The 12,905-nt window shown below is 69.2% G+C and carries 4 protein-coding genes; all 4 read left to right on the top strand.

The features are described 5' to 3' along the window. Positions 1-11: 11 nt before the first annotated feature. From DAT35_RS00295 to DAT35_RS00280, 4 genes are read left to right on the top strand one after another with little or no spacing between them, the layout of a single operon-like run. The gene (locus tag DAT35_RS00295) at positions 12-1,913 is read left to right on the top strand and encodes a hypothetical protein (protein WP_108064851.1); all 1,902 of its coding nucleotides are present in this window, start codon (positions 12-14) and stop codon (positions 1,911-1,913) included. Between the two features lie 25 nt (positions 1,914-1,938). Continuing rightward, positions 1,939-6,564 (top strand): hypothetical protein, encoded by a 4,626-nt coding sequence (locus DAT35_RS00290; protein ID WP_108064850.1) that lies wholly within the window; start codon positions 1,939-1,941, stop codon positions 6,562-6,564. Between the two features lie 11 nt (positions 6,565-6,575). After that, positions 6,576-11,243, top strand: a complete 4,668-nt coding sequence (locus tag DAT35_RS00285) for a hypothetical protein (protein WP_108064849.1) — start codon at positions 6,576-6,578, stop codon at positions 11,241-11,243. A 4-nt stretch (positions 11,244-11,247) separates the two neighbouring features. After that, positions 11,248-12,897, top strand: coding sequence for a hypothetical protein (locus DAT35_RS00280; RefSeq protein ID WP_108064848.1), 1,650 nt, complete (start codon positions 11,248-11,250; stop codon positions 12,895-12,897). Positions 12,898-12,905: the final 8 nt, after the last annotated feature.

Genomic DNA, 12,905 nt, shown 5'->3' with positions numbered 1-12,905 from the left:
GGTTGGGTGCGATGTTCGATACGACAAGAGGACCGGCCCGCGAGCAGCTCGAGCCGAACGTGGTCAAGAAGCTCGAAACGGCGGGGACCCTGGTCCATGACGACCGGCGGCTGCGCTCCTTCTTCTTCGATGGCCGTTTCCTGACGGCCAAGGACCTGACACGCGAACAGACCTACTTCCTCACGCGGCAGGCGGACCTCGGCCGCGGAGGAGGGATCGGCGTCGTGGCGGGGCTCCACGTGGAGAACGGACCGGATCCGCGTGCGCTGCGCATCACGGCCGGACATGGCGTCACGCCCTCGGGTGAAGCGGTGGTCATCCCGCGGGACTTGGCGAACGTCCGGCTGGACGACATCCCGGAGATCCAACGGCTCGATGCGGCCTTCGGGCTCGCGCAGATTCCGCGCGAGACGGCGCGCAACCGCTCCGGGCTCTACATCGTGGCGCTGAGGCCGGTGGAGTACACGGCGAACCCGGTGGCCTCCTACCCCAGCTCGGCGGGCGGCACGCGCACCGCGCAGGATGGCGACATCATCGAAGCCACCGCCGTCACCCTCATCCCCTATCCGGACAGCCATGCGGGGGCGGGCTATGAGTCACGGCGCTCGCGGGTGGCCCACGAGACCTTCGTCCGCAACGGAGGGATGCGACCTCCCGTGGACGCGCTGCCCATCGCGATGATCGCGCTCGACCATGGCGTCATCCGATGGATCGACAAGTACCTGGTGCGGCGCGAGGTGGGCTCGGAGCAGACGGACTTCCTCGGCTTCAGCCAGGCGCCTCGCGCGCTGCGGGAGGCCCACCTGCTGCAGTACCAGCAGCACCTGAAGGAGGTGCTCGCGGACCGGAAGAAATCCAACCGCGGCGAGCGCTTCGCGGCGAGCGAGCACTTCTTCACCCTGCCCCCGGCCGGCCCGCTCCCGGTGGCGGCCGTGGACCCGAAGAGTCTCACCGAGGTCTTCTTCCCGCCCGAGGTGGACGTGGAGCTCTCGGTCGTCCCTGAGGATGAGCTGGGCGCGCTGCTGGAGGAGAGCCTCTTCCTCTCCCCCATCGACCTCACGCGGACGGGTGAGGAGCTGTCCTCGACCTCGGTGCTGGTGCTGGTCCCGGTCTCCCGCCAGTCGATGGACCAGGCCCTCTCCACGCTCTTCCCGGCGGAGCGGAGCGCGACGGTGCAGTTGCGCGCTACCGCCTCGGGGCTGGTGGCCAGACGCCAGCCGGGCGAGGCGCTCCGGGCCCTGACGCTGCGGCGGACGGCGCTCGCGGCCGACACCACCTCCTCGACCACCACTTCCACCGGGCCCAGCCTGGCCGACGCTGCCTGGAGCACCCTGCTCTCCAGCGCGACCACACTCTGGTATGCGCGCCGCCGGAACTTCCCCTACAAGCCGGCGGCCATTGGCCAGACCGTGGAGGAGCCGGATGATCTCGAGGACGACTTCACGAAGGTCCTCCGGGAAGCGGAGCTCTACGACGAGTTCGGCTCGCTCCCGAAGCGCGCCACGGCGCTCGCGATCTCCCGGGCCTACACCCTGATGCGCTCCTACGCGGAGGGAAACTACGCCGCGGGCAAGCAGCTCTTCGCGGGCGCGGGCGGAGAGATCCTGCGCCAGAAGTGGATCAACTCCGGAGCGGTGCAGCGCGTGCAACAGCGCTACACCTACGAGTACCGGGGCGTGGGGCTCTCACAGCTGCTCAGCGCCGTGGCCGAGAAATACCAGTACACCATCGCGCTGCCCCACTTCGCGCGAGCCAGCTCCGTGGTCGAGCTGGACAAGTACGCGCTCCTGGCCAGCAAGGACGGCAAGAGCGGGCTCCTCCAGGAGACCGTCTACAAGTCTCTGTTCGAAGGCAAGACGCTGGACGACGCCGTCGCCGCGTTCAGGAAGAACTACGAGCACCCCCCCTACTAGTCCCGGACACGAGGGAAGGCAGCCCATGAACACGAAACCGCTGAAGGAGTCGCTCCCCGACGAGCACATCCTCCAGGTGGAGCCCCGGCCGAGACCGACCGTCGACGCCGGCTGGCGCAGCCGCCCCCATCTCCACACGGGCCGCGCCCTCTCCGCCGAGTCCCTCTCCACCGAACAGCGCGAGCGTTCCGGCCGGCTCGCGCTGCGCGGCCAGCTCGTGGCTCCCGGCGTGGTGGCCGGCCTCGAGGTCCGCCTGGAGACCCGGTACGACGAGCTCGAGAAGCGGAACGTCCACCTCTTCCAGATCGGCGCGGGTCTGGGATTGACCGCCAGTGGCGAGGACGTGCTGCTGCCTCGCATCACCCGCGTCCGCGTGGACCAGGTGCCGGCCTTCTGGCTGGAAGAGGGGCAGGAGCCCTCGAGCTTCGACATCAGCATCCTGTCCAACAGCGATGTGGCCGCCACGCACAAGGGCCTGCGAGCCGCCGTGCTCGTGCTGGTGCCCGTGGTGTCCAGGAAGGACGATCCGTCCGATTCCACCGACCCGGACGCCTACTCCATCGAGGACCAGCGCTGGGTGGACGGCTGCACACCGGTCCTCTTCGCCTGGCCCGGGGGCTGGCCCATGCCCGACCCGGAGGCGCTCGACTGGCGCAACCGCCTGGCCTGGACCCTCTTCGAGGCCGAGCGCCAGCGCCCCCACCAGACGTACGCCCCCTGGGAGGAGGTCGGCGTGCCCCTGGCCCTCATCGGTTTCTCTCCACCCGCCCACATCCTTGACCTCGCCACGCCGCTCTTCGCCGACCGAGCCTCCGTGGTGCGCGCCGGTGGGGCGCCTCGCACCCGCCCTCCGCTCCTCGAGGCACACGGCAATCCCCTGCTCTGGCAGGCCCGCATCCAGCAGTTCTCCGAACACCTCGCCTCCATCCCACCCCAGCAGCTCATCACCTCCGTCCGCTTCTTCGCCCGGCTGCCTCCGGTGGGTGTGCTGCCCAAGCGCGCGGTCGACCTCTTCGAGTGGAAGCACCGCTACTTCCCCGCGTCCTTCATCATCGACGCGGCCCCCGTGCCCTTGGAGCAGCTCGACGCGGTGGCGCTCGCCAGTGCCTCGCTCGCGCCGCTGGACACCGCGGAACAGGAGCGCGTGCGCGTGCTCGTCCCCGTGCCCGAGGTCCACTTCGATCCGAACCTGCTGCGGGGAGAGGCCATCGACCCCGCCTTCTCCGAGACGATCACCTCCGGGCTCAAACGGCTCGGCGAGTGGCTGAGGCGCCGCAAGAACCTGCGCGACAAGGCCACGCTGTTGCTCAACGTGCTCGAGGGCAAGAAGCCGAACCGGTTCCCGGAGCCGGATCCCGCCTCCATCCCGGGCGAGGTCAAGGGCACGGATCCACTCGACGAGACCCAGTACGGCCCGGAGGAGGAGGCCTACGGCACCGAGGGCAATTCCGTCCCCGCGCTCGAAGAGGCCCTGCTGCAATGGGGACAGGGCGGAACCTGGGACGTGCCCGCGCTGCTGGGAATCGAAACCGACGAGGTGGCCACCGCGGATTCGAGGACCGGCCAGTTCGGGCTCGTCTCCCGTCAGGGTGACGCCACGCTGATGCACACCCTCTACAACGAAACCTGGCAGCCCTGGGAGAGCATCCCCAAAGTGCTGCTCGGCGCGGATCAACGCCTCGAGGGGTTCAGGACGGTCTGGAGCGGGGACGGGCTCGTGCTGGTTGCGCTCATCAGCCAGACCATCCCGCCCCCCGTGCCCCTGGGGACTCTCGAGACGACCGGGTCGGACCGCAGCTTCTTCCTGCGCATCTACCATCACCTGAAAGACACGGGCTGGGAGTGGGTGGAGTTGGAGCATGTGATGGCCACACGCGTTCCGCACTTCGCCACCGTGTCCTGGGCAGCGGGGCGGCTCGACACGTTCATGGCCGTGGAGACCACCACGGTGACGGATGCGGGCTCCGTCACGGACTACAAGCTCTTCAAGTGCACCTGGCTCCGTGGCAGGGATGATCAGCCGAGGATGCTCTCCCTCCTGGAGGCTGCGGGCAGGCAGGTGAGTGCCATGGCGGCGCTCCAGCGGAGCAAGGATGGGCGCGTCGAGCTGCTCTTCCTGGGAAACGAGACGGGAGCCACGGGCGAACCCTGGCTCCACCACATCTCCGGCTTCCACATGGAGGGGAGCGAGGACCTGAGCCAGAGCGAAATGGTCGAGACGACCGACGCCACGGGCACCGTCCTGTCGGTCTGCCTCACGGGCCCCTCCCAGCTCGACGCCCTGGTGATGGGTAAAGACGGAATCCGCCACGGGCGGTACGCCACGGACTGGAAGTTCGACACGGAACTGGTGAGCACGACCGCGGGCAACGTGCTCGTGGCCGCGTCACGGCTCGATGGCCGGGTCCACGCCTTCTGGTGGAAGCAGGAGAGCACCACGGGCTCGCCGCTGATGTACGGCTGGTTCGACGGCACCCGCTGGAACACTTCCGTCGTGCTGACGCAAGTGCAGCTCCACGACAGCGCGCAGCCCCTCGGCGTCATTCTCGATGGCACCAGTCAGATCGACCTGTTCCTGGCCTCGGTCCAGGGGCTCCAGCACCTGAAGATGCTGCCCGACAGCGCGCGGGCACTGGTGGAGAAGGAAGGGCTCCGGGGGCTCCTCAACCAGACGGACAGCCTGCTGGGCCGCATGGACGAGTTCATCCGCGCCGGCTCCACCCAGCTGCAGGCGGACACGCAGAACGTGCGCCAGCTCATGATCAGCGGCCACACGGAAGCCAGCCGGCTCGTGGTGTCACCGATCCTCGGCGCCACCATGGTGCAGAGCCCTCTGGCGGCCCGGTCCGACATCGAGAGCTACTTCACGCGCTTCCTCCGCAAGCGCTACGAGCCGGAGTACGAGGATCCCACCAGCGAGCAGGATGCCCGGGAAACGCTGGAGCAGGCGACCGCGACCCGGCGTCAGCTGATGGCCCGCCTCGTCGATCTGGTGAAGGAGCTCGGAATCGACGTGACGGGCATGACGGTGGCCGGGGTCGTGAAGGTGAAGGTCTACGACATGAGCACGCCCATCGAGGCCATCCTCATCCCCAGTACGACCGGCGGGTCGAGCAAGGCCGTCGAGCGGGAGAGCATCCTGCTGGCCGACTTGGTGACCAACGCGAGCACGCTCGAGGCCGTGCTCGAGCGCATCGGGAAAGAGCTGGAGGCCGTCGACCGGGCCCTCCTCAACCACAAGCCCCTCCGTTGGGAGAAGTCCGACTACTTCTCCACCGCGGTGCAACACCTGGAGGACATGCTCGTCCTGCTGCGGGAACTGGAGCGGCGCACGACGCCCCAGGCGAACGCCATGGAGAGCTACAAGGAGGTCCTCGCGCAGCTCGAGGGCTTCTGGTCCCAGCTCGACACGCGTCTGCGCTTCGTGGACAGCGAGGTGGCCGAGAGCCGCCAGGACGTCACCGTGGCCCGCGCCCTGCTCGCCGAGGAGACGGTCCGCATCGACGCCATCAACGAGCGCCGCAGGCAGGTCTTCGCGGACCATGTCCCCTTCCTCGTCTTCCACCGCCCCCGCCAGAGCGAGCTCACCCGCGACACGCCCTCGCGACAGCTGGATCCGGGCCTCGTCGAGAACGTCCTCCCCGAGGTGTTCGCCAGCACCGCCGCCGCGCCTCCCGAGCTGCTGACCTACATCGAGCTCATCCGAGACTCGTCCCTCAAGGGGTTCACCCTCGCGCCCCAGCTGCTGCGCGGGCTGGACCGCACCGAGCTCATCCACCGCACGTTCGAATGGGCACAGGTGCGCGCCACCCAGCGGGTGCCCGTCAAGATGCCCATCATCGCCGGCCGCACCTCGGTGCGCTTCGCGCAGGGACTCTCCAAGCTGATGTCCGTCCGGGAGGAGCTCATCGCCCGCCAGCGCGGCGCCTTCGTCCACTTCGAGCCCGCCATCCTCCATACGCAGACGTGGCTCGAGCTGCAGCAGAGCGCCCACGCGCAGCTCTCCCTGGGCGATCTCATCGACATGGCCCATGGCCGCTCGGACGTGGGCGGGCGCGCGACCACCGAGCTGGAGCAGATCTCCAAGGTGGCCACCGGCCTCTACGAGCGCTTCGGCGAGGTGCTGCCCGCCATCCGCCTGGAATGGGCCGAGCAGCTCAGCCAGTACGACGCTCCCGTGGACCTGCATGACCTCTCACGGCTGCCCCAGTGGCACCAGCTGGAAATCACCCGGCGGAGGGAGCTGCAGACGCTGGTGGACTGGCTCTTCCAGCGCGTGGTCGCCACGGAACCCGAGGCCGTGTCGCTGATGAACGACCTGGTGCGCGTCTGCCTGCTGTTGGCCAGCCATGCTCCGGTCAATGAGTTGCTCTCCGGCCATGTCTCCAAGCCGTCCGTGGCCAAGGTGGGTGGTACCCTCGAGCTCGCCGTGGATCCAGCTCGCGTGCGCATTGGCATGCACGTACTCATCCGCTCCGGCGAGCAGACCGTCCAGGCCGTCGTCGAGGACCTCTCCTCCGGCGTGGTGAAGGCGCGCGTGCTGTCAACCACGGCGCCCTCGGTGAACCTGCCGGTGAAGACCTCCGCGTATTTCTCGGATCCCGCCCGCGGCACGGGCGCCCTCCTTCCCTACGTAGGCCTCAAGCGGTGAACAGGTAGCCCATGAGCACGAAACCACTGAAGGCGCCTCTCCCCGACGAGCACATCCTCCAGGTGGAGCCTCCACCGCGGACCTTTGTCAACGCCGGCTGGCGCGTCCGCCCCCACCTCTACACGGACCGCGCGCTCTCCGCGGAGTCCCTCTCCCTCGAACAGCGAGAGCGCTCGGGCCGGCTCGCGCTGCGCGGCCAGCTCGTGGCCCCCGGCGTGGTGGCCGGCCTCGAGGTCCGCCTGGAGCGCGAGCCCGACGTGGACGGAAAGGAAGACCTTCACGTCTTCGAGATCGGCCCCGGTCTGGGACTGACCGTCAGTGGCGAGGACGTGCTGCAGCCCCGTACCACCCGTGTCCGCGTGGACCACGTGCCGGTCTTCCGGCTGGGGGAGGGCCAGGACACCTCGAGCTTCGACCTCGACGTCCTGGCCAGCGTGAAGGCAACCCAGACACACGAGGGCCTGCGAGCCGCCGTGCTCGTGCTGGTGCCCGTGGTGTCGAAGCGGGACGATCCGCCGGACCCGAACGACCCGGCCGAGCTCGATCCGGAGCGGCATGCGCTCGAGGACCAGCGGCTGGTGGACGGCTGCGCGCTGGTGCTCTTCGCCTGGCCCGGGAGTTGGCCCATGCCCGACCCGGAGGCGCTCGACTGGCGCAACCGCCTGGCCTGGACCCTCTTCGAGGCCGAGCGCCAGCGCCCCCACCAGACGTACGCCCCCTGGGAGGAAGTGGGCGTGCCCCTGGCCCTCATCGGCTTCACGCCGCCCATGCACATGGATGCGCCCGCCACGCCGCTCTTCGCGGACAGCGCCTGCGTGGTGCGCGCGGGTGGAGCGCCCCGGAGCCGCCCTCCGCTCCTCGAGGCGCACGGCAATCCCCTGCTCTGGCAGGCCCGCCTCCAACAGTTCTCCGAGCACCTCGACGCCTTCTCGCCCGAGCAGCTCACCGATGGCACCGCCATCCAGTCCTTCGCCTTCCTGCCTCCGGTGGGCCGCCTGCCCAAGCAGGCCCTCGACTTCCGCCAGTGGACGCACCGCTTCTTCCCCGCGTCCTTCATCATCGACGCGGCCCCCATGCCGCTGGAGCAGCTCGACGCGGTGGCGCTCGCCAGCGCTTCGCTCGCGCCGCTGGACACCTCGGAGCAGGAGCGCGTGCGCGTGCTCGTCCCCGTGCCCGAGGCCCACTTCGAGCCCCGCCTGCTCCAGAGCGAGCTGCTCGACCCCGCCTTCCCCAAGGCGATCACCTCCGGGCTCGAGCGGCTCGGAGAATGGCTGAGGCGCCGCACGGATCTGCGCGGCAAGGCCACGCTGCTGCTCAACGCGCTCGAGGGCGAACGGTCGAACCGCTACCCCTCGGATCCCTCCACCATCCCGGGAGAGTTCCCAGGGACGGGCCCGCTCGACCCGAGCCAGTACGGGCCGGAGGAGGGAGCCTACGGGACCGAGGGCAACACCGTGCCCGTGCTCGAGGAGGCCCTGTGGCTCAATGGCACCTGGGCCCAACCCGAGCAACTGGGATGGGACTCCAGCGCGGTATCCACCGCGGCCTCGCCGACGAAGGGCACCTTCGCGGTGCTCACCCGGTACTACACGTCCTTCTCCAGCTCGTACCTGTCGCTGCGCCGCTTCGCCAAGGACGCACCGGTGGCTCGCGACCTCCTCTACTACCCGGCGGCCTGGCTGGACTTCAAAGCGGTCTGGAGCGGCGACGATCTGGTGGTCGTTGTCCTCGCCTACTCCAGATTCCCCTGGGACAGCGGCTCGGGCCCGGGCTCATACCCCCATGTTGCCTTCATGCGACGCACGCCCACGCGCTGGGTGACGAGCGCTCCGAAGCACCTGGGCGCGGGCATCTCCCCCTCCGATATCCTGCACTTCACCGCCGTATCCTGGGGGCCCGGACGTATCGACGCGTTCGTGGCGACCAAGAGCGGCATCCGGAAGGTCTCCTGCCTCGAATTCAAGGATTCCGCCGGATATCCAACCTTCAACCTGGACATGGAGGTGCTGAACACCAGCGTCAGCAGGACCGTGAACCAGCTCGTGGCGCTCAGCCCACGAGCGGGACAGCTCGAGCTGCTCTACCTGGGCCGCTCCCCAACAGACAGCAGCTCCGAGTATTGGCTCCACCACCTCTCCTGCTTCCACGAAGGCGACGACCCCAAGTTGCGCCAGGTGGATGGAGACGCGACGCTCGACGTGGTCGAGGTGAAGAGCCTCAAGGGATTCCAGCTCGCGGCCTGCGTCTCCAAGGCGGACGCCACGCCCCCTCGGCTCGACGTGCTCGTGCTGAGCAATGGTGCGAGCCAGGGAATCCGGCACGGCTGGTACGACGCCGGGAGCTGGAAGTTCGGCATGCAGATGGTGAGCAAGACGAACGCCGATGCGCTCGAGGTTGTCTCCAAGGGGGACGGGAGGATCCACGCGTTCTGGTGGGATGACCTGGCCTCCACGCCTGGGCCCCTCACGTACCGGCTGTTCGACGAGGGCCGCTGGCAGACCCCCGAGCTGCTGACGCGGCAGTTCCTCTACGCGAGCACCAGCCGCCAGGCGTTCAGCGTCGTGCTCGATGGCACCAATCCCATCGATGTCTTCATGGCTTCCACCAGCGGGCTGTTGCACCTGAAGAAGGTGGCCGACAGCACGAGGGTGACCGTGAGGCAGCAGGGACTCCGTGGGCTCATTGGCAACATCGAGGGCCTCCATCAACAGGCCATCGACTTCGTGCGCACCGGTAGCGCACGAATCCAGGAAGAGTTCCAACACGTCCGCGAGCTGATGCTCACCAGCAGCACGGAGGCCAGCCGGCTCGCCGTGTCCGCCACCTTCGGCAGCACCCTGGTGGGCAGCCCACTGGTGACCCAGAACAGCAACAACGACTTCCTCACGCGCTTCCACCCGCGCGTGGGACTGGCGCGCATCCGCCTGTCGGATGCCATGGAGGCGCTGGAACAGGCCAGTACGGTCCGGAGGGACCTGACCGCGCAGCTCATCGAACTGGTGAAGAAGATCGTCCGGGTGAAGGAGATCGGGCTCGATCTCACGAACATGTCCCTGCTGGGAATTTCCAAGATCGCCTCCGGCAGTTCGCCCCGGAGGGTGAAGCTCCTCTCCGTCACATGGCCGGGCAGAACGGAGATCGACACGAAGACCGTCGTCCGGGAGGACCTGTCGCTCCGCGACCTGGTGAACAACGCGGCGCTGCTCGAGGACGCCCTCCGCCGGCTCGATGAGGAGCCAGAGAACGTGCGGCGGGCACTCGCCCAGGCCCGGTTGAAGTGGACGGAATCCGACTACTTCTCCACGGCGCTGCGCCACCTGGAGAACACGCTCGCCCTGCTGCGGACCCTGGAGCTCCGCATGACGACGCGCGTGAGCTCCGTGAGCAACTACAAGGCGACCCTCGACCAGATCGAGGCCTTCTGGTCCGAGCTCGACAAGCGCATGCGGCTCGTGGACGGAGAGGTGGCCGAGGGCCGCCAGGACGTCACCGTGGCGCGCGCCCTGCTCGCCGAGGAGATGGCCCGCATCGATGCTGTCAATCAGCGCCGAGCGCAGGTCCTCGAGCAGCACGTCCCCTTCCTCGTCTTCCAACGTGCCCGCCACCGCGAGCTCACCCGTGACACGCCCTCGCGGCTGCTGGACCCGGGTCTCGTGAAGGACATCCTCCCCGAGGTGTTCGCCAGCACCGACGCCGCGCCTCCCGAGCTGCTGGCCTATGTCGAGCTCGTCCGCGACTCGTCCCTCAAGTGGTTCTCCCTCGCGCCCCAGTTCCTGCGCGGGCTGGACCGCACCGAGCTCATCCACCGCACCTTCGCCCGGGCGCAGGTGCGCGCCCTCCAGCGGATGCCCGTCTCGCTGCCCATCATCTCCGGACGCACGCCCACGCGCCTCGCACTGGGACTCTCGCGGCTGATGTCGGCCCGGGAGGACTTCATCGCCCGCCAGCGCGGCGCCTTCATCCGCTTCGAGCCCGCCGTCCTCTACACCCAGACCTGGCTCGAGCTGCAGCAGAGCGCCCACGAGCAGCTCTCCCTGGGCGATCTCATCGACATGGCCCATGGCCGCTCGGACGTGGCCCGGAACGCGGCCATCGAGCTGGAGCACATCTCCAAGGTGGCTACCGGTCTCTATCAGCGCTTCGGCGAGGTGCTGCCCGCCATCCGCCTGGAATGGGCCGAGCAGCTCAGCCAGTACGACGCTCCCGTGGACCTGCATGACCTTTCGCGGCTTCCGCAGTGGGATCAACTGGAGGTCACGGAGCGGAGGGAGATGCAGACGCTGGTGGACTGGCTCTTCCAGCGCGTGGTCACCACCGAGGCCGAGGCCGTGTCGTTGATGAACGACCTGGTGCGCATCTGCCTGCTGCTGGCCAGCCACGCGCCCGTCGACGAGCTGCTCTCCGGCCACGTCTCCAAGCCGTCCGTGGCCAAGGTGGGCGGCACCCTCGAGCTCGCCGTGGATCCGGCTCGCGTGCGCATCGGCATGCACGTGCTCATCCGCTCCGGAGAACAGACCGTCCAGGCCGTGGTCGAGGACCTCTCCTCCAGCATCGTCAAGGCGCGCGTGCTGTCGGCTTCGTCGACGACGGTGCACCTGCCGGAGAAGACCTCGGCACGCTTCGCCGATCCCGCCCGCGGAACGGGGGCGCTGCTCCCCTATATGGGCTCCGAGTGGTGAACCGATGCGACGCGTGGACATCCTCCGGCTGTCGGCGAGGAACGAGGCCCTGGTGCGCCGCGGCGCATTGCTGCTCGAGGACGCCCTGCGCACCGCCTCGTTCCCCGACGCGGGCCCCAGCCGGGTCCTCCTCATCCGCTCACTCCCGGTGGGGGTCATCCACGGTCACCTTCCGCCTTCGAGCCTCGCGCTCACCCTGGAGCAGCGGGTGCGCGAGCTGGCCCTGTCCGCGGTCCACGCCGAGGATGCGTCGGCCGCGCACCGGGGTGCCGTCTTCTTCCGGGACGACGCGGAGCCCGCCACGCTGCTCGCGGGGCGGCTGGCGCGCGGAGCCTCCGTGGCCGCCTGGTTCTGGCCGCTCGCCGTGCCAGGATTCCACCCCACCCAGCCGCGCGACGAGGCCCTGCGCCTGACGCTCTCCACCGCACTGAGCACGAGCGCGGGACCGGCCGCCGCGGTGCGGCTCGTCGAGACACTGCATGCCCAGGGAAGCCTCGACGTCCTGCTCCAGTCCCTGCGTTGGCAGGAAGGCCCGGCACTGGTCCGGTCCTTCGGGGGAGCACCATCGGCCCCAGTGCTTCCTCCCGAGGAAATGGCATCGCCCGCGCGAGTGGAAGAACCGCGCTCCCCCGCCCTGCGCGCCGCGGTGACACGATGGGTGGAGACGTGGAGCGCCACGGATGCGCGCTCCATCTGGCTGGTGGCGACGGCCCTCGTCATCGAACGGCGGGGGCGGCTCGCCGACGCCCGGTTGCTCGAACGTGCGGCGCACCTCGCGGCCAGGCTCGTCTCCACACCGGCCCTGGTGAAGCGAAAGGGCGGACACGAAGGAACCGAGCCCTCCGCCACCGCGAACACCGCGACCGCCGAGGCTCTTCCCTCCGGAGAGAACTCCAGCGCGGCGCCGTCCAGCCCCGCGGAGGAACCCACGCTCACGCCCGCGGCCTCGCGGCTCCCTTCCGACAACACCGCGCGCATGACGCCCGGGAGCCCTGCGCCGGAGGCTCCCGCGAAGAACATGGGCTCGGCGGAAGCCGCCAGCCTCGTCGCGCCACTCACGCGCCCTGTCCCGCGCGGGCCTTCCCTCCGACCGGAGCCATCTTCCCTCGAGCATGGTTCGGAACCGCCGGCACCCGCCTCCGCACCGGAGACGGTGTCACGCTCGGAGTGGCCGGAGCACCCTCGCCCCACCGTGGTCGGCGGGCTCCTCTTCCTGGTGCCCGTTCTCGAGCGGATCGGAATTGCCAAACTGCTCGAGCAGCACCCGTCCCTGGCCGAGCTCAACCTGCCCGACCGCCTCCTCGCACTCATCGCCGAGCGGCTCGGCGCACCCGCGACGGATCCCTCGCGCGTGGTTTTCACCGCTCAGGCGACGAGCCCGCTCGCACCGCATGAAGAGCAGGAGCTCGGCCCGAGGCTCCGGGAGTTGCTGACAGCGGCCCGGCGGTGGTGCCGCCTCCATGCACGGCTCGGGCTCCACACACTCATCCGCCGCCCCGCGCGCATCATCGCGACACGCACCCATGTCGACATCCTGTTCGACATCCAGCAGGTGGACATCCGCGTGCGCGGCGCGGGGCTCGATGTCGATCCAGGATGGGTTCCCTGGCTCGGGCGGGTGGTGCGCTTCCATTACCTTTACGGAGAGTCGTGAGGAACGCC

The sequence above is a fragment of the Vitiosangium sp. GDMCC 1.1324 genome (assembly GCF_003044305.1).
GTDB lineage: Bacteria > Myxococcota > Myxococcia > Myxococcales > Myxococcaceae > Archangium.
Note: the sequence above shows the minus strand (reverse complement) of the source record. Positions and strands in the feature narration are given on the sequence as shown.